Annotated in this window: 15 protein-coding genes and 1 tRNA gene; 11 read left to right on the forward strand and 5 right to left on the reverse strand. The window is 61.2% G+C overall.

Going from position 1 to position 26,255, the window contains the following annotated elements:
• Positions 1-212: 212 nt before the first annotated feature.
• From ppsA to AC3CBN_RS16045, 3 genes are all read left to right on the forward strand, one after another.
• Positions 213-2,585 (forward strand): phosphoenolpyruvate synthase, encoded by a 2,373-nt coding sequence (gene ppsA / locus AC3CBN_RS16035; RefSeq protein WP_488633993.1) that lies wholly within the window; start codon positions 213-215, stop codon positions 2,583-2,585.
• Positions 2,586-2,730: 145 nt separating this feature from the next.
• Positions 2,731-3,405, forward strand: coding sequence for a signal peptidase I (gene lepB, locus AC3CBN_RS16040; protein ID WP_488633994.1), 675 nt, complete (start codon positions 2,731-2,733; stop codon positions 3,403-3,405).
• A 71-nt stretch (positions 3,406-3,476) separates the two neighbouring features.
• Positions 3,477-3,566 (forward strand) — tRNA-Ser (locus AC3CBN_RS16045).
• 126 nt (positions 3,567-3,692) lie between these two features.
• Here AC3CBN_RS16045 and AC3CBN_RS16050 read toward each other — a convergent pair.
• Complete coding sequence (locus AC3CBN_RS16050; protein WP_488633995.1) at positions 3,693-4,091, reverse strand: hypothetical protein; 399 nt, start codon at positions 4,089-4,091, stop codon at positions 3,693-3,695.
• A 526-nt stretch (positions 4,092-4,617) separates the two neighbouring features.
• On the opposite strand from AC3CBN_RS16050, the gene AC3CBN_RS16055 reads away from it, so the two are divergent.
• Both AC3CBN_RS16055 and AC3CBN_RS16060 read left to right on the forward strand, forming a co-directional pair.
• Positions 4,618-6,264 (forward strand): ShlB/FhaC/HecB family hemolysin secretion/activation protein, encoded by a 1,647-nt coding sequence (locus AC3CBN_RS16055; protein ID WP_488633996.1) that lies wholly within the window; start codon positions 4,618-4,620, stop codon positions 6,262-6,264.
• Between the two features lie 60 nt (positions 6,265-6,324).
• The gene (locus tag AC3CBN_RS16060) at positions 6,325-16,170 is read left to right on the forward strand and encodes a two-partner secretion domain-containing protein (protein ID WP_488633997.1); all 9,846 of its coding nucleotides are present in this window, start codon (positions 6,325-6,327) and stop codon (positions 16,168-16,170) included.
• Between the two features lie 985 nt (positions 16,171-17,155).
• On the opposite strand, the gene AC3CBN_RS16065 is transcribed toward AC3CBN_RS16060, so the two are convergent.
• Positions 17,156-18,264, reverse strand: a protein-coding gene (locus tag AC3CBN_RS16065) for an IS3 family transposase (protein ID WP_488633476.1) whose coding sequence is annotated in 2 segments (ribosomal slippage) — positions 17,156-18,012 and positions 18,012-18,264 — 1,110 coding nt in all. Because the reading frame shifts where the segments join, the coding sequence is not laid out codon by codon here.
• A gap of 198 nt (positions 18,265-18,462) precedes the next feature.
• On the opposite strand from AC3CBN_RS16065, the gene AC3CBN_RS16070 reads away from it, so the two are divergent.
• Both AC3CBN_RS16070 and AC3CBN_RS16075 read left to right on the forward strand, forming a co-directional pair.
• Positions 18,463-20,094, forward strand: a complete 1,632-nt coding sequence (locus AC3CBN_RS16070) for a phosphoethanolamine transferase (protein WP_488633998.1) — start codon at positions 18,463-18,465, stop codon at positions 20,092-20,094.
• Between the two features lie 933 nt (positions 20,095-21,027).
• Entirely contained in the window at positions 21,028-21,729 is a 702-nt protein-coding gene (locus AC3CBN_RS16075) for a PP2C family protein-serine/threonine phosphatase (protein WP_488633999.1), read from the forward strand.
• A 12-nt stretch (positions 21,730-21,741) separates the two neighbouring features.
• Here AC3CBN_RS16075 and dnaQ read toward each other — a convergent pair whose 3' ends face one another.
• Genes dnaQ through AC3CBN_RS16090 form a run of 3 tightly spaced genes read right to left on the reverse strand, consistent with a single transcriptional unit; the run spans position 21,742 to position 23,612 of the window.
• Entirely contained in the window at positions 21,742-22,464 is a 723-nt protein-coding gene (dnaQ, locus tag AC3CBN_RS16080; protein WP_488634000.1) for a DNA polymerase III subunit epsilon, read from the reverse strand.
• Entirely contained in the window at positions 22,461-22,904 is a 444-nt protein-coding gene (gene rnhA, locus AC3CBN_RS16085; protein WP_488634001.1) for a ribonuclease HI, read from the reverse strand. Before rnhA ends, dnaQ begins: the two co-directional genes overlap by 4 nt.
• 24 nt (positions 22,905-22,928) lie before the next feature.
• Positions 22,929-23,612: a class I SAM-dependent methyltransferase gene (locus AC3CBN_RS16090; RefSeq protein WP_488634002.1), complete on the reverse strand. Its 684-nt coding sequence runs from the start codon at positions 23,610-23,612 to the stop codon at positions 22,929-22,931.
• A 225-nt stretch (positions 23,613-23,837) separates the two neighbouring features.
• On the opposite strand from AC3CBN_RS16090, the gene gloB reads away from it, so the two are divergent.
• From gloB to AC3CBN_RS16110, 4 genes are all read left to right on the forward strand, one after another.
• Positions 23,838-24,602 carry a hydroxyacylglutathione hydrolase gene (gloB, locus tag AC3CBN_RS16095; RefSeq protein WP_488634003.1) on the forward strand — a complete coding sequence of 255 codons (765 nt, stop codon included), beginning with the start codon at positions 23,838-23,840 and terminating at the stop codon, positions 24,600-24,602.
• Positions 24,599-25,846, forward strand: a complete 1,248-nt coding sequence (locus tag AC3CBN_RS16100; RefSeq protein ID WP_488634004.1) for a LysM peptidoglycan-binding domain-containing protein — start codon at positions 24,599-24,601, stop codon at positions 25,844-25,846. Before gloB ends, AC3CBN_RS16100 begins: the two co-directional genes overlap by 4 nt.
• 126 nt (positions 25,847-25,972) lie before the next feature.
• On the forward strand, positions 25,973-26,149 hold the full coding sequence (locus AC3CBN_RS16105; RefSeq protein ID WP_488634005.1) for an SDR family oxidoreductase: 177 nt from the start codon (positions 25,973-25,975) through the stop codon (positions 26,147-26,149).
• Positions 26,091-26,246: an SDR family oxidoreductase gene (locus AC3CBN_RS16110; RefSeq protein ID WP_488634006.1), complete on the forward strand. Its 156-nt coding sequence runs from the start codon at positions 26,091-26,093 to the stop codon at positions 26,244-26,246. The genes AC3CBN_RS16105 and AC3CBN_RS16110 overlap by 59 nt, the downstream gene beginning before the upstream one ends.
• Positions 26,247-26,255 lie beyond the last annotated feature (9 nt).

The following is a 26,255-nucleotide window of genomic DNA, read 5'->3' on the forward strand; positions in this document are numbered from 1 at the left end:
GTTCCTGGTCACCACCTTAGCGCAACGTGGAAAACCTGTCTTTGCTTGACTCCCACCTGACTGGTATGCAGCTGGCGCGGGTTTTGCCCGGAATGGTCTTCTTGTGCTCCGCACCATTCACAGCGGACAATACCAGTTCTTTGCGGCCCGGATTTTCCCTGTTTGCTCGGGCAAAACCATTTTCAAACCTAAGAGCTCTTGAGGAGACTCCCTTGAACGACCTGGTGCTTTGGCTCGACACGCTGCGCATGACCGACCTGGGCAAGGTCGGCGGCAAGAATGCGTCGCTCGGCGAGATGATCGGTAATCTCGCCAAACTCGGCGTGTCCGTGCCCGGTGGCTTCGCCACCACCGCCGATGCGTTCCAGCAGTACCTCGACAAGAGCGGCGTCGCCAAGCGCATCCAGGCGCGCCTGGCGACGCTTGACGTCGATGACGTCGAAGCGCTCACCGCCGCCGGCAAGGAAATCCGCGAATGGGTCATCGAGACCCCACTGCCGGCCGATCTGGACCAGGCCATCCGCGACGCCTACATCAAGCTCTGCAAGGACGCCGGCGCAGAGAACATCGCCGTGGCCGTGCGCTCTTCCGCCACCGCCGAGGATCTCCCGGACGCCTCGTTCGCCGGTCAGCAGGAAACCTTCCTCAACGTGGTCGGCATCGAAGACGTGCTGCACAAGGTGAAGGAAGTCTTTGCCTCGCTGTACAACGACCGCGCCATCGCCTATCGCGTGCACCAGGGTTTCAAGCACGAAGACGTATTCCTCTCTGCCGGCGTGCAGCTGATGGTGCGCTCGGATGTTGGCTCCTCCGGCGTGCTGTTCACGCTGGACACCGAGTCCGGCTTCCGTGACGTAGTGTTCGTCACCGGTTCGTATGGCCTAGGCGAAATGGTCGTGCAAGGCGCGGTCAATCCGGACGAGTTCTACGTGTTCAAGCCCACGCTGAAGGCTGGTAAGCCGGCGGTGCTGCGTCGCAGCCTCGGCGCCAAGCAGCAGCGCATGGTGTATTCGGACAAGCCCGGCGAGCGCGTGCGCATCGAAGAAACCCCGGCCGAACTGCGCAACAAGTTCTGCATCAACGACGAAGATGTGCAGGAACTTTCCAAGCAGGCGCTGGTGATTGAGCAGCATTACGGCCGCCCGATGGACATCGAATGGGCGAAGGACGGCAACACCGGCAAGCTCTACATCGTGCAGGCTCGCCCGGAGACGGTGAAGTCGCGCGCGCATGCCACCCAGCTCGAGCGCTTCCATCTCAACGAGAAGGGCAAGGTGCTGGCCGAGGGCCGCGCCATCGGTCAGAAGATCGGCTCCGGCAAGGCCCGCGTGATCCGCTCGCTGGCTGACATGAGCAAGGTGCAGCCGGGCGACGTACTGATCGCCGACATGACCGATCCCGATTGGGAGCCGGTAATGAAGCGCGCTGCCGCCATCGTCACCAACCGCGGTGGCCGCACCTGCCACGCAGCGATCATCGCGCGTGAGCTGGGCGTGCCGGCCGTGGTCGGCACCGGCAATGGCCTGGATGTCATTCCTGACGGTGCGGAAGTCACCGTGTCGTGCGCCGAAGGCGACACCGGCATGATCTACCAGGGCTTGCTGAAGTTCGATCGCGTCACTGCTGACCTCGGCGACATGCCCGAGGCGCCGCTGAAGATCATGATGAACGTGGCCAACCCGGAACGTGCCTTCGACTTCGCCATGCTGCCGAACGCCGGCATTGGCCTCGCTCGTTTGGAAATGATCATCGCCAGCCACATCGGCGTGCATCCGAAGGCACTGCTGGAATACGCCAAGCAGGATGCAGAGACCAAGAAGAAGATCGACGAGCGCATGGCCGGCTATGCCGACCCGGTGTCGTTCTATGTCGACCGCCTGGCCGAAGGCATCGCCACCATCGCCGCCTCGGTGTATCCGAAGCCGGTGATCGTGCGCCTGTCCGACTTCAAGTCGAACGAATACGCCGGCCTGATCGGCGGCTCGCGCTATGAGCCGCATGAAGAGAATCCGATGATCGGTTATCGCGGCGCCAGCCGTTACGTCGATCCGGGCTTCGCCGATTCGTTTGGCCTGGAGTGCAAGGCGGTCAAGCGCGTGCGCGAAGTGATGGGTCTGGACAACATCTGGGTGATGATCCCGTTCGTGCGCACGCTGGGCGAAGGCCGCAAGGTTATCGAGGTGCTGAGCAAGAACGGCCTCAAGCAGGGCGAGCACGATCTCAAGGTCATCATGATGTGCGAGGTACCGTCCAACGCGCTGCTCGCTGATGAGTTCCTCGACATCTTCGACGGGTTCTCCATCGGCTCCAACGACCTGACCCAGCTCACGCTTGGTCTGGATCGCGATTCGAGCATCGTGGCCAATCTGTTCGACGAGCGCGACCCGGCCGTAAAGAAGCTGCTAGCGCTGGCCATCAAGACGGCTCGCGAGAAAGGCAAATACGTGGGCATTTGCGGCCAGGGTCCTTCCGACCATCCGGATCTTGCCGAATGGCTGATGGATCAGGGTATCGAGTCGGTATCGCTGAACCCTGACACCGTGGTCGATACCTGGCTGCGTCTGGCCAAGCGCAAGGCGGGCTGAGCCTGAACCGAAAGCGTTAGCCGAAGGGCGGTGGGAACACCGCCCTTTCTTTTTGCTCCCCACTAACCGGAAACTTTCGCCCCACCCCGAAGTCCCTGATTGACGAAGCCGTCGCTATTGCTCCGGCACAACCAAGGGGAACACCGTGCGCGCCATCTTCGGCCTGATTTCCCGCAACAAGGGCTTCATCGCTTTCATGCTGTGCATGGTGATGTTCCGCAGCGCCATCGCCGACTGGAACGTCGTTCCCACTGGCTCGATGCAGCCGACCATCCAGATCGGCGATCGCATCGTGGTCGACAAGGCCGCTTATGACCTGCGCATCCCGCTCACCCATATTTCACTGCTACATCGGGCCGATCCCGTACGCGGCGATATCGTGGTGCTGGATTCCAGCGCTGCCAACGAACGATTGGTAAAACGGGTAATCGGCGTTCCAGGGGACGAGATCGAGCTTCGTCAGAACCGACTCTATGTGAACGGGATGGCGGCCAGCTATTTGCCAACTGCCGTGGCAGGCATTCGTGATGACCGCGAGGATCCGGCGCGCTACGCCATCGAGCGTATCGGCACGATGCATCACGCGGTGCGCTGGTCGATCGCCCGGCAAGGCCATGCCAACGACTTTGGCCCCGTCGTCGTGCCTCCCGGCGAGTATCTGCTGCTGGGAGACAATCGAGACAACAGTGCCGATTCACGCTACTTCGGCTTTTTCCCCCGCCACGAAATCACTGGCCGAGCCACACGCATCGCCGTCTCACTGGACCCAGGCAATCACTACCTGCCGCGCGACGACCGCTGGGGCGTGACTCTGCAATAACACTCCCCCGTTGCGACCGCCCTGCACTATGCGTACAATTCCCGGCTCGCGTGGACCACACGCACCGCTTTGGAGAGGTGGCAGAGTGGTCGAATGTACCTGACTCGAAATCAGGCGTACGTGTAAGCGTACCGTGGGTTCGAATCCCACCCTCTCCGCCAGTAAAATCAGCGTCTTACAGAAACCCAGCCTTGCGCTGGGATTTTTGTTTCTGATAGCTTGGGTCACCTCGGGGTCACGGGCAATTCCTTAGACAGCCGCTCGCAATGCCTGCGAAACGCGCCCTACTACGCCCGACTGAACTCGTCGAATTCGTTTGGCTCCGATGGCAGCTCTGCGCGCACCCGACTCGCATCGCTCGGTGTTAGGCCCATCTTCGACAGCAGCGCTTTCAATCGCGACACCAAGGCGGGCGAGACGTTCTTGATACCCTCAACGCGCACCATGGCGAGGATGCGTGCCGCCGTTTCAACCGCCAGCCGATCACGCCGCCAAAGCACGCCGGGTTCGCACGCATCGACTACATCGTTCCAGGCGGTGACCTCCGCATCCGTCATCCCATCCAAAGGATTACCAAGGGGTCGCTTGGGGATGGGCTCCTGTTGGCGAGCCGCGTAACGCGCTGGATTTTTCCGCAGTGATCCGCGCAAGCGAAGCACGTTGGTATCCGTGCGACGACGTGGCATGGGTTTGCCTCCTGTCTGAGGCCATTCCCTGGCGCAACGATCACCCGTGACGATGGCGTGCGTACCGGCACTCACGCCATGAAACGCCGGAAAGGTGGGGGTGTTAAAAAAACCTGGGGCGCGATATCCAGAGCCATCGTCCCCGGTGCTTTATATACGCCCCATTCGTGGCTCACCACCACTCCCAGAGGCGACGGCGGACAGCGCCATGCGCCAAAAAGTGCATGTCATTCAAGACTTGTCTGATATTGATCGTAGGTTCCATCACATAGCCTCTCCATTGCCATCCCACGCATCGGTTTCTCACCCCCCGATTTGGCAGGACCGATGCGAGGGATAGTGCTGTCCGCGGGGATGCGCGCTGTACCCATTGCCTAGCAAACGCTCTTCCAGCGCATTGAATTCATAGCCCCTGGGCTGCGACCACCGTCGCGGCACAGGGGTGTTCGCATGGGAAGGTGTGCAGGTGGTTCAGGGAACGAAGATCGTCGGGTCATGGCTCGTGCTAGCTAGTGTGTGTCTGCCCATGGCCGCGGCCATGGCGCAGTCCACCGATTCAGCGACGCAGCAAATTCTGCGCCAGCAGGAGCGCGAACGCGCGCTGCGCGAGCAGCAACAGAACACACCGGATGTGCGCTTGCCATCACCCGCCGAAGCGCAGGGGGATCGCCTGCCCAGCGACGAAACGCCGTGCTTCCCCATTCACTCCATCCGATTGGATGGTGACGATGCCCCCGCTTTTAGTTGGGCCGTCCAAGCCGCCAACGCGCCGCACGATACGGCGATCGGGCGTTGCTTGGGCACGCATGGCATCAATGTGGTGATGAAGCGCATCCAGAACGCGCTCATCGCGCGTGGTTACGTCACCACGCGCGTGGTGGCCAAACCGCAAGACCTCAACAGCGGCACGCTCACGCTCACCGTTATTCCCGGTCGCATTCGCGCGATTCGCTTTGCACCAGGCGTGGATGCGCGCGCCACGTCCTGGCGCGATGCCCTGCCCGCGCGTCCGGGCGATCTGCTCAATCTGCGCGACATCGAACAGGCGCTGGAAAATTTCAAGCGCGTTCCCACGGCCGACGCCGACATCAAGATCGTCCCCGCCGATGGGGACGCCGCACCGGGCGAAAGCGATCTGGTGATCGTGTGGAAGCAATCCTCGCCGATGCGCTTGGCTTTCACGCTGGACGACTCGGGCAGCCAGGGCACCGGCAAGGTGCAAGGCGGCACTACGTTGTCGCTGGACAATCTGCTGACCGGGAACGATCTGTTCTACGCCAATCTTGGCCAGGACGTGCTCGATGGTGATCGCAAAGGCACGCGCAGCTACACGCTGCACTATGACGTTCCCTACGGCTACTGGTTACTGGGCGCCACCGCCAGCAGCTATACCTATCACCAGACGGTGGCGGGTTACGAGCAGAATTACGTTTACAGCGGCACCAGCCACAACGCCGATGTGCGCCTCAGTCGGCTGCTGTACCGCAATGCCACGATCAAGCTGAGCACCTATGCGCGTGCCTGGGAACGCGACTCCAACAACTTCATCGACGATACCGAAGTGCTGGTGCAGCGTCGCCGCCAGGGTGGCTGGGAAGCCGGCGTTACCTACAAGCAGTTCATCGGCACCGCCACGCTCGATGCCGATGCCGCCTATCGTCGTGGCACGGGTGCGTTCAACGCCTTGCACGCACCGGAAGAGGCGTATGGCGAAGGTACCTCACGTTCGCAAATCATCACCGCCGACGCCACGCTCACCGCGCCGTTCCAACTTGGCGAGCAGCGCTTTCGCTACATCGGTAGCTGGCGCGCGCAGTGGAACGCCACGCCGCTGGTGCCGCAGGACCGCTTCGCGATCGGCGGGCGCTACACGGTGCGCGGCTTTGATGGCGAACTGCAACTGACCGGCGATCACGGCTGGCTGATCCGCAACGACCTGGGCTGGATGGTCGGTAGCGCTCAGGAGCTGTATCTCGGTGCTGACGTCGGCCACGTCGGTGGGCCGCCGACCGCGTGGGAGCTGGGCCAAACCCTGGCTGGCGCCGCACTCGGCTTGCGTGGTGGTTGGCATGGCTGGTCGTGGGACCTCTTCGTCGGCGCCCCGATCAGCAAGCCGCATGGCTATCCCACGGCGAACCCCACCACGGGTTTCAGCCTGAGCTGGTCGCTCTAACTCTCCCCTCTCGGCGCGCGCCAGCGCGCCGCTGTGTCGTGTTGCCAAGGATGTCGTCGCATGAACAAGCACCTCTACCGCATCGTCTTCAACCATGCTCTGGGCCTGTTCCAGGTGGTGTCGGAGCTGGTACGTCGAACGGGACGGGGTGCCTCGCAAAGCGATGGCGTTGCAACCACCGCGACGGTGCGACCGGTCAGTCTGAGCCTGTGGGTGGCCTTTGGCTGGATCGGTTTGGCGTCGGTCGCAACGGCAGGCCAGATCGTGACGGACCCCAACGCACCAGGTAACCAACGCCCGACGGTGTTGGGCTCGCCCGGCGCGGCCCCGCTGATCAACATCACCACGCCCAGCAAGGCGGGCGTGAGCCGTAACACGTACAACGACTTCAACGTGGACAGCACCGGTGTGGTGCTCAACAACTCGCGCACCAACACCACCACGCAACTGGCGGGCACCGTGGCCGGCAATCCGTGGCTCGCCACGGGCACGGCCAAGGTCATTCTCAACGAGGTCACCGGCTCTAACCCGAGCGCATTGAACGGTTACATCGAAGTCGCCGGTGATCGCGCGCAGGTCATCATTGCCAATCCGGCCGGCATTAGTTGCGACGGTTGCGGCGTGATCAACGCCAATCGCTTCACACTGACCACCGGGACACCGATGCTAAGCGGTGGTGCGCTGGATAGCTATCGCGTTACGGGCGGCGCCATTCAAATTGGTGACAAAGGACTGGATGCGACGCGCGCCGACTACACGGACATCATCGCGCGCGCGGTGCAGGTCAATGGCGGCATCTGGTCGCCGCAGTTGCAGGTGACCACCGGCACCAATCAGGTGAGTGCCGATCAATCCCAAATCACTGCCATCGCAGCGAGCAGCGAGAAACCCACGGTGGCGCTCGACGTCAGCGCGCTGGGTGGCATGTACGCCAACAAGATCGTGCTATTGGGTACCGAAAACGGCGTCGGCGTGCGTAACGCCGGCACGATCGGCGCGTCCGCCGATGACCTGGTCGTCACCACGGATGGCCGGCTGGAAAACACTGGCAGCCTGCAATCGCAGACCAATACGCAGATCAGCGCCAGCGGTGGTGTGACGAATGCCGGCACTCTCAGCGCCACGCGCGAACTCACCCTCACCACGCCGGCCGACGTCGATAACAGTAACGGCACCTTGAACGCCGCACGCATCGCCGTCGATGCCGCATCGCTGCGCAACGCGGGCGGCACCATCGCGCAAACCGGCTCGCAAGGCATCACGCTCGATGCCGGCGCCCTCTCCAACCGTAACGGCGGTCGCATCGGTACGACGGAGCCCGATAGCAGTACGGGTGGGTCGACCGGCACGCCCTCGGACGGTGCTTCCGGCGGAACCGGCGCAGCTGCCGGCGGCGGTGGCAACACCGGCAGCGGCTCGACCGCCGGTGGCGGTGATGCGCCCATCACGCCCATCGCTCCGCTCGCGGACGGTGTGTTGCATATCACTGGATTACTCGACAACGATGGCGGTCGCATCAATGCGGCCGCGGGCTTCGATCTTGCCAGTAGTACCGGCGTTGCCAACGATGGCGGTCAACTGGAACTGCGCCAGCTCACGCTGACCGGCGGCAACCTGAGCAACCAGGGAGGCACCCTCTTGATCGATGGCGCCTCGACCATTCATGCCAGTGAGATCAACAACAATGCGGGCCAGTTGACCTTTGCCCAAGCCGCAACCATTGATGCGCAAAGTCTGTCCAATCGCAACGGCACGTTCTCGCTGGCCGATACGGCGCCCATGACGCTCAGTGTGTCGGGCCTGCTGGACAATACCGGCGGCACGCTCGCCAGCAATGCCTCGCAGTTCACGTTGACCAGCGGCTCGCTGATCAACGAGCACGGCACCATCAACCATGCCGGTGCCGACGGCTTTACGCTGCATACGGGCGATTGGCGCGGTGCCAACGGCACCGTGGTGACGGCCAGTACAGCCACCCTCACGGCGGGCACCATCGATCACCAGGGCGCCACCCTGAGCGCCACACAGCTCACGCTGCACGCTGCCAACCTCGACAGTCGCGGCGGCGTGATTGCCACATCAGGTAGCGATGCCAATACGCTCATCGTCAGCGACACGCTCGACAACAGCAATGGCGGCGCGATTGAAGCTAATGGCGATCTGGTCATCAAGGCCACCACGTTCGGCAACGCGGCAGGCACCGTGCAGAACGCCGGGACCGGCACACTCAGCATCGACGCGGCCACACTGAACGGCAACGGCGGCATGCTGGCCACCAACGGCACGCTCACCCTGACCGGCACCACCATCGATCTGCGCAACGGCACGACCGTCGCGAACGCCATCGCGCTCGATACCGGCACGCTCACCACGGCCGGCGGATCGCTCCAAGCGGTGGGCAATAGCGCACTGTCCGTGCGCGCCAACGGCCTCTGGGATAACACCGGCGGCACCGTCGCTACCAATGGCGCGCTCGCCATCCAGGCCGGTGCACTCGACAACACCCATGGCACGCTCAACGCGGCAGGCATCGGTGCCACCCAACTCCGTGTGGCAGGCACGCTCACCAACACGGGCGGCACACTCGCCACCATGGGCGCCACCACGGTGCATGCCGGCGCGCTGCTCAATCAGGGTGGCACCGTCCAGGCCGCCGGTGCACCGCCCACTATCACGGCCGATGATGTGCTGGACAACAGCCAGCACGGCGTCCTAACCAGTGACGGCGATTTGACCGTCACGGCGACCACGCTCGACAACACGCAAGGCACCATCGCTCACGCAGGCGACGGCGCCTTGACCATCAACGCCGCTACGCTCGATGGTCAAGGTGGCACGCTGGTCAGCAATGGCGCGCTGACGCTTTCGGGTCAGTCGACCAGCCTACGCGACGGCACCACTAGCGCACAGTCCATCGCCATCCAGACCGGCACGCTCACCACCGCCGGTGGCACGCTGCAAGCCTTGGGCGGCGATCCATTGGTGCTGAATGTCCAAAACGCTTTGGACAACACCGGCGGCACCGTCGTCGGCAATGGCGTCTTTGCGCTGGCGGCGGGATCACTGCTCAACCAGGGCGGCCAGCTCATCGCCGCGGGCACGAGCGCCTCCAACCTGCGCGTCGCCGGGCTATTGGACAACACCGGCGGCACGCTGGGCACAGCGGGCGCGACTACGCTCCATGTCGGGGCGCTCGACAACACCGGAGGAACCATCCAGGCCGCCAGTGGCGACGTACTCAACGTCACAGTTGATGGTCAGCTCACCAACGATCGCGGTGCCCTGCAAAGCAATGGCGACCTGACCCTCGCCGCCGGTGTACTGAGCAACCACGCCGGCACAATGCAATCCCAGCAGGACATCACGGCCAACATCGCAGGCACCCTGGATAACACCGCCGGCACGGTCATCGCTGGCGGCAATCTCCACGTGCACGCACAAACGCTACTCAATCGCGACACACTAAACACGGACACCTCCGTGCCAGCCACGGGTCTCTATGGTCAACGCGTCGATCTCTATGCGACCACCGTCGATAACAGCCAAGGACAGGTGCAAGCCCGCGACGCACTCACGATCACCGGCACCACTCTCACCAATGCGGGCGGCGTGCTGGACGGCACCGGCGCCGTCACCCTCACCGGATCAACGCTCGACAACACCGCCGGCCAGGTGATCCAGCGAGGCGATAGCGGCGCACTCACCCTCAACGTTAGCCAAGCGCTAACCAACACCAGCGGCGGTCTGATCGGCGCCGAAGGCACCGCCGACATTCACGCGGGCAGCCTCGACAACAGTGGCGGCACGGCCTTCGCGCGGCACGCCCTTAGCGTCAGCACCGATAGCGATCTTCTCAACCGTGCCGGCGGTGCGCTCCAAACGAACGGCGCACTCTCGTTGAATGCTCAGGGCACGCTGGACAACAGCGGCGGCACCATCGACGCCACGGATGCTGCCGCACTGAAAGCCAACGTCATCACGAACGTGGGCGGCCAAATCCTCGCCGGCAGCAGCGACAATCCCGACGCCGCATTGAACGTGACCTCCGCCAGCACCCTCGACAATCGTGGCGGCACCATCGGCAATCGCGGCGGCGATCTCATCTTGACCGGTGCAAGCATCGACAACAGCAACAGCGGCACGCTGGTCGCTCAGCGCGATCTGAATCTAGATGCCATCGGCGTACTGAACAACACCAACGGCACCGCCTACGCCACGCACAACCTCAGCTTCCAGAACGGTAGTGCCACGCTCGACAACACCAGCGGTACGCTCGGGGCCGGTGACACCACGTGGCTGAACCTCGCCTCGATCACCAACACCAGCGGCCACATCCAGGCCGACACCGTATGGCTGACCACGCCCACGCTCACCAATGAGGGCGGCGAAGTGGACGGCACGTCCGTGCATGCCACGCTGGCCAGCTTGAATGGCCTGGGCCGCCTCTATGGCAGCGACCTTCTGGATGCCCACTTCACCGGCGATTACACTCACCTGGCCGGCCAGCGCCTAGAAAGTGACGGCGTGCTCAGCCTCGCAGTGGATGGCACACTGACCAACCAGGGCACCTTGCAGACGGCCGGTGAGCTGGACCTGAGCGCCGGCAACCTCATCAACCTCTCAGGCGGCGTGATCAACGCCAGCAACGATGCCGGCACCGGTGTGGCCCGTATCGTGGCCAGCGGCACCATCGACAACCAGACCGGCGCATCGATGGAAGGCGACACGCTCACCCTCAACGCACACGACATCACCAACACCGGCAACATCACCGGCAACACCATTCGCGTGGACGCGACCACGCTCACCAATGGCACGGACCTTGGCCAAGCCACCGACAATGCCGCCTATCAAAGCGGCCTGATCGCGGCGACAGACAGCCTAGCGTTGTACATCAGCGGCAGCCTGCTCAACCGCGATGCCACGCTGTACTCACAAGGCGACGTGATCATCGCGGGTAATGACAGCGGCGCGCGAACGCAGTCCGTGACCAATCTGTCCGGTGATATCGAAGCCGGCGGCAACCTGGCGTTGAGTACACAGCAGCTCTCCAACGCACGCCGTGTGATCGAGACGGGCACCGTCATGCTCTCGCCGGCCGACCAGGCAGCCAACTCACTGACGACAACCGACCCGACGTACACCCATAACGACCCGTTGCCGGAACATCAGACGCCCAATATCGACCCCAGCCAAGTACTGGATGCTGCCGCGATTGCCAAAGCCAATGCGTACTGCGAAGCCCATGACCGGGGCACCAGCGCCAGTTGCGTACATTTCCGTACGGGCGACAACACGGGCCTGCCGTCCAATTACCAGCGAACCACCACGGATACCCTGCTCTCGGTGACCACCATCACCGCGGCCAGCGCAGAAAGCCGCCTGCTGTCCGGCGGCGACATGACCCTGGACGGCGCGATCGTCAATAACGCCTCCACCATCGCCGCCGGACGCAACCTCACCATCAATGGACAAGAGGGAAACGTCAGCACCGACACCGCGCAGAACATCGCCTGGATGCCCACCGGTCTGATCCAAGCCACAACAGACCAGCAGGTGCAGTGGCAATACTTGGTCACCAGCCCCTCGCGCACTTGGCTATTGGGCGATTGGTGGACCTACGACAGCACCAGCAGTTCTCAGAGCGTACTTCTGCAACCCGGCAGCATGACGAGCTGGATCACCTACTCCCCAGGCGAGGAACTCAAAGCATCTATCACGGCAGGCGGCAGCCTCACCATCAACGGCGGCGACATCACCAACACGGCGGTGGGTCGCAGCGGTGATGGCAGCGCCATCACGGTAGCGGACGTGTCCGGTCCAGGGAGCACCTTGCTGCATGATGCCCATAGCGCACAGGCCGGTGCGGTGTCAGGTATGGCAGGGGCGTCCGGCGACACGATCCACGGTGCCCGCGATACGCACAGCGCCTCTGCACAAACCGTCGGCAACGCGACGCAGGCGCTCCCCAATCTGGTACCGCCGTCCAACGGTATCTACAGCCAGAACGGCAATCCCAGCGCGCCGTTCCTGGTCAACACCGCGCCGCGCTTTGCGCAAGGACCGGTCACCAGCTCCGACTATCTGCTACGCGCCCTGGGCGATGACTCCAGCGCCATCCACAAGCGCCTGGGTGATGGCTACTACGAGCAGAACCTGGTCCTTGATCAAATCTTGCAACTGACCGGCCGCCGCACCTTGAATGGCGGCGATGGGCTGTCGCAATACACCGCGCTCATGGACGACGCGGCGAACGAAGCCTCGCGTCTGGGCCTGCAACTGGGCGCGCCACTCACCACCGATCAGGTCGCCGCCCTGTCGTCGGACATCGTGTGGCTGGTCGACCAAGTGGTCGACGGCCAACACGTACTGGTGCCGGTCGTTTATCTCTCCAAAGCCACCAGCGACGCCCTGCACAGCGACGGCGCGTTGATGGCCGGTAACACCGTGAACATCCAGTCCTCGGGCACCGTGCGCAACGATGGCACCATCACCGGCACGCAAGGCACCGCCATCAGTGCCGATACGTTGACCAACCAAGGCGCCATCAAGAGTGCAGGCGCACTCGCCATTGCCACGCGCAACGACACGATCAATGCGGGTACGCTCAGCGGCGGCGCCGTGGCGGTGATCGCCGGACGCGACCTGGTCAGCACCGGCAGCGTCACCAGTGCCGGTGACATGGCCTTGGTGGCCAATCGTGATCTCACCATCGGCGTGGCGCCGGTGCAAGCCGCTGGCAATCTGAGCATGGTCGCGGGTCACGACCTCACCGCCACCGCCAGCACCATACGTGCCGGGGGCGATGCGCAACTGATCGCCGGTAACAACCTCACTCTCGATGCCACGGGCCGCACGACGCGGACGCAAAGCGGCCAGACCGTGCAGGAAAACCTAGCGCATAGCGTCACCAGCGTCAGTGCCGGTGGCAACCTTGCGCTCGTCGCCGGCAACGACCTGACCAGTCACGGCGCTCAGCTCACCGCCGGCAATCAGTTGGGCCTGGCGGCGGGTCATGACATGACACTCAACGCGGTGACCGACAGCCAAAGCGTCACGGGCAAGACTGCCCAGGGCCATACCGTCACCACCACGTCGACCACTGACGAGACGGTACGCGGCAGCACGCTCAGTGGTGCCAACGGCGTCAGCCTGACCGCCAACCACGACCTCACCGCCACCAGCGCGACCATTGGCTCAGCCCATGGCGCCATCGGCATGCTGGCGGGCAACGATCTCACGCTGAACACAGCGCAGGAAAACCACAGCAGCGTTACGGATACCAAAAAAAACAGCGGCAACGTGATCTCCAACAGCAGCACGCGTACCCACGACAGCGAGAGCGATAGCCTCGCCATCGGCACCACGGTGAGTGGTGACAGCGTGACCATGGCCGCCGGTCACGACCTCACCGCCACCGCTGCGCAGATCGTGGCTGACCACGACATCGTCATGGCCGCGGGCAACAACCTCACGCTTAACACCGCCAACGACGTCCATACCGAAGACCACAGCACCACCAAGACCAAAAATGGCCTGATGGGCGCAGGTGTGGGTGTGATGGTAGGCCAAGCCAAGCAAAGCCAAGACACCACCCTCACCCAGACCACCCCAGATGGCACCATGGTCGGCAGCCTGGGCGGCAGCGTGACCATGACCGCCGGCAACACCGTCCACCTCACCAACGCTACCGTGCTCAGTGACACGGGCACCGCCATCGTGGGCAAGAATGTCACCATCGATGCCGCGCTGGGCACGACCGATACCACGCAGACGCAGAAGCAAAGCAGCAGCGGCCTCACCCTGAGTTTGGGCGGCGCAGCCGTCAATGCGGCCCAAGGCGCCTACGCTTCCGCGCATCGCGGCAGCGAGGTGAAAGACGACCGCCTCAAAGCGCTCTATGCTGCACAAACCGCCTACGCCGTAAGCGATGGTGTGAATGCGCTGCAAAACGGGGCCGGCAACCTCAGCCGGAACGGCACGGATGGTGGCGTCAACCTGCAACTGGGCATCGGCGGCAGCAGTGCCAAGGCCACCACCAGCACGCACGATGACACCGCCTACGGCAGCACCATCCGCAGCAACGGCAATGTGGTGATTGCCGCCACCGGCGGTGACCTCAATGTTATTGGCAGTCAGATCGGCGGCGATAACGTGGCGCTGGCCGCCGCCAACAACATCAACCTGCTGAGCCAAGCTGAGAACCATACCCTCACCAGCGAAAACCACAACGCCAGTGGCGGTGTCGGTGTGCAGATCGGCACCGATGGCATCGGCTTCTATGCGCAGGCATCCGTCGGTAAAGGCGACGCCCACGGCAACGGCACCACCCACACCGACAGTAGCATCGATGCCAAGAACACGCTGACACTGGTGAGCGGTGGCGACACCACCATCCAGGGTGCGCAAGCGAAGGGCAACACCGTGCTCGCCAACATCGGCGGCAACCTCAACATCATCAGCGAACAAGACACAGACGACTACGCCGGCAAGCAAATGCAAGCCGGCGGCAAGGTCGTTGTCGGCGCAGGTGTCAGCGGCAGCGCCAGCTACAACCAAAGCAAGGCTAATAGTCACTATGCCAGCGTCACCGATGTAAGCGGCATCAGTGCAGGCGACGGTGGCTTCAACATCCACGTCAATGGCAACACCGACCTCAAAGGCGGTGTGATTGTCAGCGCTGCGGAGGCAAGCAAGAACACACTGGATACCGGCACGCTCACCTTTAGCAATATTGACAACAAGGCAAGTGCCAAGGCGAGCGCGATGAACTTGGGCGGCGACAGTAGCATGGTCAGCGGCAGCAAATATGCGGCCGCCAAAGGGATCGCAGGGAACTTGCTGGGAAACAGCAGTGATAGCGATCGACGGTCAAGCACAACGCAGGCAGGCATCGCCCAAGGCACGATCATCACCCGGAATGGTGATACCCCGCTGGATGATTTGAATCGCAATCCAAGCGTTGCCAATCAGGCGCTCAAACCCGTTGACATACAAACGTTGCAAGAGAACGTCGAGTTCAGCCAGGCGGCCCAGTCGGCAGGATATCAAGTCGGTGGTCATTACACCGATGAGGCGTACAAGACCATGTTCATCAAGCAGGTGGATGTCTATGAAGTCGTCAAGGACGACGAAGGAAATCTCCTGCCGGGGCGCAAACTCACGGAAGAAGAGAAGATGAATCTTCAGCCTGGCGCGGACGGCAAGGTACATATTGCGGATAACGGCATCTTCAATGATGCAGCAGCTGCCGAAAAGTATGCTAACCAACACAGTAGTGCGGATGGTCCGCAGTATTATGCTGCTTTCCCCGAGGCGGACAACGGGTTTTCAGAGTTACTGGTAGCTGGCTACCAAAAAAATCTGGAGAACGACTTCTGGGGGCTCACCAACGCTACTCAAGAAACCAAGCTGGACATGATTCAGTACGGCCAGCATGGCCTAGAGCTGGATGGTCATAGCCGCGGGTCGATGACAATTGGAAACGCCATGGAGTCCTTGGCGAGAGATGGCGATCAAGGCATTCTCAGCGGAACGACGGTGAGTTTCTTTGGACCTGCTTATAACGCGACAAAGGCAGATTCACTACTTAGCTATCTACAAAACCGCGGCGCGGTTACCGATCCAACACAGCAACAAAACATGGTGCTCTCTTTGCAGAACCATGTCACTGATCCTGTGGGTCGTATTATTGGAGGTAACCCATCAACGGGGGGATCAATTCCAGACGGCTCAAGCTACTTGAGTGAAATGTGGCGGGCGATTACTGGCCAGAAAGATACATCGCATAACTGTTATGGAAGCCCTTCAGGGAAAAGCGGATGTGGCGATCTTTGGAGTGACTCGGAGGAAAGAAAGGCTGTTGCAGACCCAGTCAATCAAACCCGGCGGGGCTCTGCTAAATGAGGAGAGCACTTATGATCCTTATCATAGGTATCGCATTGTGCGGGTGTTCCGATCCAATACGCCAAACTGCCGGATGGTCGCTATTGGCTGCCGGTGTAACGCTGAGTAGCGTCTCCGGACGTGAGCCATTTCAGCCGCCGCCAAATGACGAGGATCGTTGGCGTAAAGTAGGTGCCACAAAGACGGAAATCACAAAGGTGCTACTGGAATGTGGAGACGCGTCTCCTCGCGCCCCGTTCCGAGAGGCGCCAAGCATGACCACGAACGATAATGTGCTCTCAAGTCTTTGCATGGAGGCAGACGGATTTACGTCTGATTTTGACGATTCGGCAGCCGGAATTTGTAAGCGTCAACATGCCCCTAAGCCACCAGCATGCCTTCCTGGCACTGTTGCACCAAAGCGGGATGTGAACAAACGGCTCAGCAGCATGTTTTGTCAAATGTACTCGAGAGCAGAAGTTTGCGTTCTGTGAGATTCACTTTTGTCGTGTTTTGTTCTGCTGCTCGAGAACGATGTCAATGAAGATAGTTATCGCGTTGTTTGTCGCGTTTCTACTGAGCGGGTGTGTCACCCTACACGGCACTTACAAGTTATAAGTAATGGATGCCAGTGGTAGAAACTTGGCTCCGAACGTATCTATGACAGCAGAAGGGCCGAACATCTATTCGGCCAGAAATGCTATGTTCGCGATACATTCTGGTGCCACGATTCTCATCACGGATATCAAAACGGGGCGACCCTTGAGCGGAAAAAGCCTGCATTCGTGTCACGAATGAAGAACGTTACTTTTTGGTGCGAAGTCAAGAATGGAGTTGCCAGGATTTAGTGGACGGCCGACGTACCCCCGCTTTCAGTAGCGGAGCGAATTAGAGCCCAGGGTCACCTTGACCCACCCCCGTTTTCTAGGCCAACAGTCGGTAGAGAATCCGACCTGTTGACCCACCCCCGTTTTCTAGGCCAACAGTCGGTAGAGAATCCGACCTGTTACGGCTCCTGTGAATTCGCTTGGGACCCGTGTTCTCGGGCGAATTCGGCAGGTGTTTTCCATGCCAGTGCAGAGTGGGGACGATCCTCGTTATAGAAGCGCCGCCATGCTGCGATTTTGCTCCGTGCATCCTCCAGCGACAAGAACCAGTGCTCGTTCAAGCACTCCTGCCGAAGCCGTCCATTGAAGCTTTCTACCAACGCGTTGTCGGTCGGCGTACCGCGTCGGGAGAAGTCCAGCTCCACGCCATTCTCGTAGGCCCAGCGATCCATCACCTTCCCGGCGAACTCGCTTCCGTTGTCCACCTTAATCGCCGCAGGCTTGCCACGTTGTGCCACCAGCCTGACCATCGCCTGCGCCACGTGCTCGCCACGCAGTGACTGATCCACCACGATGTCCAGGCACTCGTGGGTGAAGTGATCCACCACCGTCAGCGATCGAAAACGACGCCCATCGAACAGGGCATCACTGACGAAGTCCATTCCCCACAGCGCGTTGGGTGCTGTAGCTACCTTGATCGGTTGCCGACGACGGGCACTACGGCTGCGACGAGGCCGGCAATGCCGCAGGGAAAGGCCTTCTTCCTTGTAAATGCGATGAACCCGTTTGTGGTTGTCGCGCCATCCCTCACGCCGCAGCATGACAAACACCCGCTCACAGCCGTAGTGGACACGGTTCAACGCGATCTCGCGCATTCGCATGCGGATGACGCTGCAGTCACGCGCTTTGGCCTTGTAGGAAAAGCTCGAACGCGACATCGACATGAGCCGCAATGCGCATCGTTCGCTGACGCCGAAGCGCTCACACAACCGGCCTATCCAGGTGCGCTTCTGGGCAGGCCTCAGAGCTTTTTTGTCACCACCTCCTGCAACATTGCCTTGTCCAGACTCAGGTCGGCGACCAGCTGCTTGAGCTTGCGATTTTCCTCTTCCAGCAAGCGTAGCCGTTTCAGCTCTGACGGCCCCAATCCGCCGTACTTCTTGCGCCAGACATAGAACGTGGCCTCGGCCACGCCCATCTTCCGGCAGATCTCGCCAACCGTCATCCCCAGCTCGGCCTGCTTGAGCGCGTAGGCGATCTGCTCTTCGGTAAACCGTGACTTCTTCACTGCCTGACTCCTCGTTGGCTACGGGGGCCCATGGTGGCGAAGTCTCTACTTTACGATGGCCCAGTTTTCCGGGGGTGGGTCACACCCACTTGTTCGACCTGCTTTAAATGTCCTGCTTTTCGGATTTGTCCGATATTCGACGACCCAAGCCATGCATACAGTTTGGGTCATCGACGCTAGTCATACTGAAGAAGTTTTATGGAGCAGAGGCGTTCAAGCGTCACTGCGGGCGATGTATGCCCCAAGGAAACCTACTCCGGAGGAATCGCCTTTGCCGTCATTTTAAGTCTGGCTGTTCTCCCTTCGCTTACCAGAACCTCTTTAGGCCTTCTCCACGGTCTACCGCTTTGGCTGTGCGTACTGGCGCTGATCAATCGACGTAGAGTCGTCGCAGTTCTGCTATATCCCTTACTTTTGTGTTTGCCTGCGGTCCTTTACTACCAACACATTTACCGCATGGCGCCAGGAGCAAGTCTCTGGCTGATCCTTCTCGACAGCAGCTGGTTTGAGGCGAAGGAGTATCTCTCAGCTTTCGCTCTGCCCTTGATCAGTTGGATCGTGATCGTTACCGCCGGCCTCTTTATGATCGTGTACCGGATGCGTGGCCCTATATTCGAGAAGAATGGCCCTCGAATCGCGTGCATCTGCGCGCTGGCTATTCCATTGATTGCGGTGGCGGGACCAAGCCTCAAGAAGCAGTCTACGGCGACTGCGGCGAACCAATATTTTCGTGATTCGTTTCCATGGAGCGCTATCGCGGGTCGTGTGCAGGCGCAGAGCGAATTGAAAACTTTCGCAGATGTTGAGCGAAACGCCGCTGACTCCAGCAGGGTGACGGTGCAAAAGCTTGCTGGTGCGGGCAGTCCACGCACGATTGTCTTGGTCATCGGAGAAAGTGCACGCCGGGATCGACACGGAATATTCGGGTATGCACGTCCAACCACGCCTGTCGTAGAACAGGTGGCAGGATTGGCAGCTTTCTCGAATGTGGTCACGCTCTATCCGCAGACCGTGGATGCCGTGCCAGTCATCATTGCTAAGCGAGACAGGCTCGTTCCGAACACTCGGACCTCGCCAAACCTCGTGAGCCTCTTTGGGGCGGCAGGTTATCGAACCTTCTGGTTGAGCAACCAGGCCGCCATTGGCACCGACGATAGCCCGGTTTCCATTTATGCAAGGTACGCCAATGAACGATGGTTCTCTCGCACCCTAAGTCGCTTTGGCATCATTCCGTACGATGAAGAGCTCATCCCCAAATTTCGCGCTCTGCTCTCTGACAACGGCAGTGATAGATTCATCGTCTTGCACTTGTTTGGGAGCCATGAGGAATTCGAGAAGCGATATCCGGCGTCTTTCAACGTGTTCCCGGATGCGTACGACAACAGTATTCGACACACGGATGCGTTGTTAGGGCAGGTTCTCTCTGAACTTCAGGCTTTACCTGGCCAGAATGCGTTGCTCTATGTCGCCGACCACGGCGTAAAGCTAGGCGAATGTGACGGAAGAAGCGAACATTACGACATCCGGGAAGCTTATGAGGTTCCCTTGTATGTGTGGGCTTCCGAGTCATGGCGTAATGCCCATCCCGAGCAGTGGAACCACGCTCTGGCGAATCGCGCGGCGCCGATGACAACAATGAGTGCCTTTGACACGCTTGTGGATATGGCCGATCTGCGCTATCCGCAATACCAGATAGACCAATCACTGTTTGCTGAGCACCCTGATGCATCCACGCGCTGGGTGCATACCTTTGCTGGCACGGTCGATTTTGATCGAAGCGATAACGACAAGCGCTGTCATTTGGTTATGACTTCAACTCAAGCAATGTGATCTGAGGAAGCGTACCCATCGATTTCTCGGGGACATCGAAATGAACAGCGGAAATATCGATCTTTGGAAAAAGGTTAGGCATTGCTTTGTCACCGCAGCCATTGTGATATGGGCCTCTTTCATGGTGTACGCGTCTCGCACTCTTCCATCTAGTGAGACAGCAGCGGAGCGCCTAAGCGTCTGGTTTTTCATGCGGCGCGCGCGTTTCGCCTCGTTAGAATTGATGCCCTTCACGGCCGTGGCCATGGCTTTGATGGCACCCTTACGAGCTTGCTCCACCATTATCATGAGCTGCTGATCGCTGCTCGGCATCTTAAATGCCGAGCGTCACCCGAGTGGCACGGCCGTTGATCTTGCGGCGCAGGCAAAACGTTTTTGTCCGGTCGCTGTAACTCGTAGCCGCAGCTCCGGGGGCTTGGACGTCCTGATATTCATTACGCTGCCCTGCGGCGGCAAAGACAACGCGTCCAGCGTGGCACGTCGGAAATCGATGCGTTTCTTGGAAATAGATATCGTGGATATGCAAGGATACGTGGACGGACCCATGCCGCCGGGGGGCACCCCGGAGTCGCCCGCAAGCTCGGGCATCCCTGACCAACAGGGCTCATTCGCAACGCAAGCCTTTGTCACACAGGGGTTTACCGTAGCAAACGGGGCACCCGATTTCGCCCGAAACACTGGATTTTCTACTCGAAATCGGGCGTACGTGTAAGCGTACCGTGGGTTCGACATATTTATCTGGAACAAATTTGGACAGCCGAAGGCTGGCCCCGCAAAGCGCAAGCGCGGAGGGTTTCGGTCCATGGATGGACCGAACAATCCCACCGCCCGAGCGCTGGACGGCCTCTTCAACCACATCGTTTGCTCTGCGATTCTTTGCGCATCCCGACCACATCCGTCATGCTCCTCCCGACCCGCCACACCAGGCATCCCATGATCGAGTTTGGACACGGAACGCACGTCGGTTTGCGCCGCACGCGCAACGAAGACACCTACTACGCTGACGCATCGCTTGGCCTGTTTCTTGTGGCCGATGGCATGGGCGGCCACCAGCACGGTGAGGTAGCTGCCGCTCTAGTACGCGATGCGGTTGCCGACCTGGTCGCTCGCGGCCACAGCTTGGTGGAAGCGGTGCGCGCTGCCGACGAGCGGCTTATCCAACACAGTCGCGGCTTCAACGATCCGCGCCCGATGGGTACCACCATCGCCGCGCTGCGTCTGCATCCGGACGGCTACGAAGTGGTGTGGGTTGGCGACAGTCGCGTCTACCTCTGGCAGAAATCCCTTCGCCAGGTCAGTCACGATCATTCGCTCGTGCAAGAGTTGGTAGCAGCGGGCACCCTCGATCCCGCGCAAGCGGCACGCCATCCACAGCGCAATGTGATCACACAGGCATTGGGCATTACCGCAGCCGAGCAACTGCATATCGGTATGGCGCGAGACCGGCTCGAACCGGGGATGTGCTTCCTGCTGTGCAGCGACGGGCTCACCGAAGAGGTCGGCGATGCCGCCATCGCGAGCATCGTGTCCCGTCAAGACCTCTCGGCACAGGAGTGTGTCGAGCATCTGCTGCTCGCCGCACTGGACGGCGGCGGCAGCGACAACATTACGACCATCCTCGCCCGCATCAACTGAGCCGCTGAGGCCTCAGTTGAGTGTCGGCGTCTGATCGCGACGCCAGACACTCGGCCCGCCCGCGCTCTTGTCCAGCGCATCGAGGCGGCGCTCGTGTACTGAACTTTCTTCATCGTTCGCGCGCAATACACGCGGACGACGATCGAGCACCAGTGGCGCCAACGCTATCGTCGCGCCTTGCTCCTGCGCACCTTCGAAGCCGAGATCCAGCACGACCTGGCCCGAGGTCATCGTCAGATAGACCTCAGCCAGCAGCTGCGCGTCGATCAGGCCACCATGGAGATCGCGTGCGGAGTTGTCCACGCCAAGGCGCTTGCACAGGGCATCGAGGCTGTTGCGCTGGCCCGGATAGCGCTCGCGCGCCATCATCAGCGTATCGAGCACGCTGCAGCGATCGCCGATACGCCCGTACGACTCACCCAAACGTGCCAGCTCCGCATCGAGGAAGCCGACGTCGAAGGTGGCGTTGTGGATGATCAGCTCGGCGCCATCGATGAAGGCGAGAAACTCTTCCACCACATCGGCAAAATGTGGCTTGTCGAGCAGGAACTCGTCTTCGATACCGGTGACCTGGCGTGCGCCCTCGTCGATCGCACGATCAGGGTTGAGATAGGTTTGGTAATGGCGCCCTGTCGGGCGTCGCTCGACCATCTCCACGCAGGCAATTTCAATCAGCCGATGTCCCTGGCGAACTTCGAGACCCGTGGTCTCGGTATCCAGCACAATCTGCCTCATGCGTTGCTCCTGAACTGCTCGGCTTGCTCGCGCGCGGCCACATCGACGCGCTCATTCTCGACGTGGCCATTGTGCCCGCGTACCCAATGCCAACGTACCTGATGCGGCTCTACCGCGGCGGACAGACGCTGCCACAGGTCCTGGTTCTTCACCGGTTTCTTGTCGGCGGTGCGCCAACCATTGGCACGCCATTTGGGCACCCATTCCTCGATGCCTTGCATGACATATCGCGAGTCGGTAGTAAGCGCGACCTTGCATGGACGCGTCAGCGCCTCTAGTGCAGCAATCGCCGCCATCAGCTCCATTCGGTTATTGGTCGTGGCCGCTTCGCCACCCGCGAGCATGCGCTCGGTTCCCTTGGCGCGAAGCAGTGCGGCCCAGCCGCCCGGCCCGGGATTGCCCAGGCACGCGCCATCGGTAAATGCTTGCACTTCAGTCATTGTCACCTGTCGAAAATCAGAAAATCAGGACGCAATGTTGCGTCGAGCTCCCGGAGCCAGCCCCACGTTGACCGTGGCGGGCACAGCCTTGGGCTTCAGGCGAATAGGCGTGGCCATGCGGCGGCGCTTGCGGGCAATCATCAGGTAGCCACCGCCAAAGACATGCGCCGAATCGAGACCGACACTGCTGCTGGGCCAAAGGCGCCCCACCCGCTCCACGCGTTCGATATCCAGCTCGATACGCCGCACCCACCGCTCCAGCTGGATCGGCGAATGCATCGCAGGGGCGCGCCCACCGGTGCGCCACATCATCCATGGCAACCAGGCGCTAAACGGATGCAGACCTGTCAGTGCCAACACGCCGCCTGGCGCCAACACGCGTGACGCTTCCTCGAGCAGGTCCCGCGGCGTGGTCACCACTTCCAATGCATGGCGCAGCAAGACCAGATCGAAGGTGTCATCCAGGAAAGGCAGTGGCTCGTCGCTGCGTGCATGCAGATCACCGGCATAACGCCCACCCTCCATGTTCAGCCGGGTCCAATTACCTAGCAGGGGCAATACCGGCGGCGTGTCTCCCCGCGTCGCACTGACCAGCAGCGCGTGCGTGCCACTGCAACGCTGCAACCCCGGCACCAGCGCCACCGTCTCCTCGGCCAGCAAGCTGCGCAAGGGGGCGCTTGAATAGATGTCTTGGTCACGCTGAGACATGCGTGGGCGGCCCCGTCCTATCGATACCGACAGTGTACCGGCTGCCCGTACGTAACGTGTCCTGGTTTGCAGGCGGACCACGAACGGGCCCACAAGGCTGAACAGGCTAACTGGCGATTAACGTCTCACTAACGAGTGCGCCGGCCCGCCGCTTTATAGTCGGCCACCTCGCGCAAGCCAAGGATGCCTGCGTCAGTCGATACGAATACCGCGGAGGAGATCTCCTTGCACGTCGTACCGTTACCGGCGCTTGCCGACAACTATATCTGGCTGCTGCACGATGAAGCTGGCCAGGCGATCGTGGTCGATCCGGGTGATGCTGCTCCGGTCGAGGCTGCGTTGAAGGAGCGCGCGCTGCAGCTTCGCGCCATTTTGCTGACCCATCATCATCACGATCATATCGGCGGCACCGATGCGTTGCTGGCCCGCCATGCGGTGCCGGTCTATGCCCCGCACGATGTGCGGATTGAGCAAGCGACGCATCGTGTAAGCGATGGGGACATGGTGCAGCTGGATCAGCCGCGCGCCCGATTCGAAGTCGTTGCGGTTCCAGGACACACCACGACGCATATCGCCTATGAGGGCGAAGGCGTGTTGTTATGCGGCGACACGCTTTTCAGCATGGGTTGCGGCCGATTGTTCGAAGGCACGCCGGCGCAGATGCTGGCATCGCTCGACCGTCTGGCGTCTCTGCCCGGCAATATGCTGGTCTGCTGCGGACATGAGTACACGGCCGCCAACGGCCGCTTTGCGCAGACGATCGAACCGGGCAATCCAGCGCTGACCGCCCGCCAGCAGGAAGTGGCTACGCTGCGCGCACATGACATGCCCAGTCTGCCCGTCACGCTGGCCACGGAACGGGCGACCAATCCCTTCCTTCGCACAGACAGCGAAGGCGTCATGGAATGGAGCCAGCGCCACGGCATTGACGGCGACCGGGTCGCGCGATTCGCTGCTTTGCGCGCCAACAAGGATGTTTTCCGCGGATGAGTACTCGTCACTTACGCCCTCTGCCACTGGCCATGTCGATATTGTTGGCCGCTTGCGTCACCGCACCCGGCCAGAAGCCGCAGCCTCCCACGGTGCAGGCGCCGAAGCCTGAGCCTGTTCGTGATATCACGCGCTCGATCAGCGGCCCTGCCATGCCGAGCGATAACAGCAATGGCATGTGGGAGCAGCTGCGTGGCAGCTTCCAGATGGCCGACTGCGATGCAGATCCCGGGATCACCGGCTGGGCTCGCCGCTTCACACAAAACCCTGAACGCTTCGAAAGCCAGATCGCAGCGGCGGCACCGCGCATAGCCTATGTGCAACAGATCGCCGCCCGACACCATGTAGCCGGTGAGTTCGCACTGTTGCCATGGGTAGAAAGCCAGTATCGGCCGATCCCCGGCGGCAAGAACATGCCTGCCGGCATGTGGCAGATCATGCCTACCACCGCCAATTCGTTGGGCATCCGCGTCGACAAGAACTTCGATGGACGTCTGGACGTCCCTGCGGCAACCGACGCCATCATGGCGCTACTAAGCCGCTATCACGATGATCTTGGCGACTGGCGAATGGTCGACTATGCCTTCAACGCCGGCGAATTCGGTATAAAGCGGATAGTGAGCCAGCATGGCACGCCACCCGAATCTCCGGTGATTCCCAAGATGCCCGTCAAGGCGGTGACGCGCGAGCATCTGGTGAAGCTATTGGCCATTGCCTGTGTCATTCGGGATCCCGGACGCTTCAATGTGAGCTTGCCCACGCTGCCTTCCGAGCAGCGGCTGGTCGCCGTGAGCATCGACAACTCCATGCCGATTGCACATGCCGCCAATCACGCGGGCATGTCGTCGGATGAGCTCAAGGACCTCAATGCAGCTTTCCGCAATGGCATGATCGACTCTCATGCCTCTCCCTACCTACTGTTGCCGAGCAACCGGGTGCAGCAGTTCCGCAGCTCACTGCTGGCCGACAATAACGATACCGCACAGTATGTGTCTGGCACCGCCTTACTCCCACCACTGGGTGCAGCGCTCGGCGGGGCGACAACGGATGATTCCGATGCGACAGCCTCATCAGTGAAGCAGCGTGCGTCCGCCGGCAAAACCCATACGGTCAAATCCGGCGAAAGCTTGTGGAGCATTGCCCGTCAATACTCGCTCGACATCAAACAGCTACAGCTGTGGAACCATCTGCAAGGCGCCGGCGTAAAGCCCGGCCAGGTGCTGAAGATCAGCGCACCGGGCTAGTCCGTACGCCTGGTGCCGCGGCGTCAGGCGTGCGCCTTCGACGGTTGAACGGAATCTATCTCGCCAGAAAGGCGCGCACCTGTACGTTCCCGGCGGACGCTTGGGATTCTGCACGGCAAACCTGTCTTGATCGTCGGTATTGCCAGCCAGCGTTCGATTGTCTGGGGAATCGCCAATGCGATGCATCGCGAGGGCGCGCAGCTCGCCTTCACCTGTCAGAACGAACGCCTCGGAGACCGCGTCGATGAGGCTGCCAATACCTTCGGCTCCGACATCATCCGTCCTGCCCTGCGACGTGGCTGACGATGCACAATTCGATCAATTGTTCTCGGCCCTGGCTGCGCATTGGGACGATTTCGACATCCAGGTGCACTCGGGGGCCTGCATCCAGCCGATCTGATGCTAGCCA

The organism is Dyella sp. OK584 (assembly GCF_057787755.1).

Bases quoted from the DNA above. Each gene is read 5' to 3' on its own strand.
- AC3CBN_RS16110 (WP_488634006.1), top strand. From the start codon at position 26,091: ATGAGGCTGCCAATACCTTCGGCTCCGACATCATCCGTCCTGCCCTGC.
- AC3CBN_RS16075 (WP_488633999.1), top strand. From the start codon at position 21,028: ATGATCGAGTTTGGACACGGAACGCACGTCGGTTTGCGCCGCACGCGC.
- rnhA (WP_488634001.1), bottom strand. From the start codon at position 22,904: ATGACTGAAGTGCAAGCATTTACCGATGGCGCGTGCCTGGGCAATCCC.
- AC3CBN_RS16070 (WP_488633998.1), top strand. From the start codon at position 18,463: ATGGAGCAGAGGCGTTCAAGCGTCACTGCGGGCGATGTATGCCCCAAG.
- AC3CBN_RS16090 (WP_488634002.1), bottom strand. From the start codon at position 23,612: ATGTCTCAGCGTGACCAAGACATCTATTCAAGCGCCCCCTTGCGCAGC.
- AC3CBN_RS16060 (WP_488633997.1), top strand. From the start codon at position 6,325: ATGAACAAGCACCTCTACCGCATCGTCTTCAACCATGCTCTGGGCCTG.
- AC3CBN_RS16100 (WP_488634004.1), top strand. From the start codon at position 24,599: ATGAGTACTCGTCACTTACGCCCTCTGCCACTGGCCATGTCGATATTG.
- AC3CBN_RS16050 (WP_488633995.1), bottom strand. From the start codon at position 4,091: ATGCCACGTCGTCGCACGGATACCAACGTGCTTCGCTTGCGCGGATCA.
- dnaQ (WP_488634000.1), bottom strand. From the start codon at position 22,464: ATGAGGCAGATTGTGCTGGATACCGAGACCACGGGTCTCGAAGTTCGC.
- AC3CBN_RS16055 (WP_488633996.1), top strand. From the start codon at position 4,618: ATGGCCGCGGCCATGGCGCAGTCCACCGATTCAGCGACGCAGCAAATT.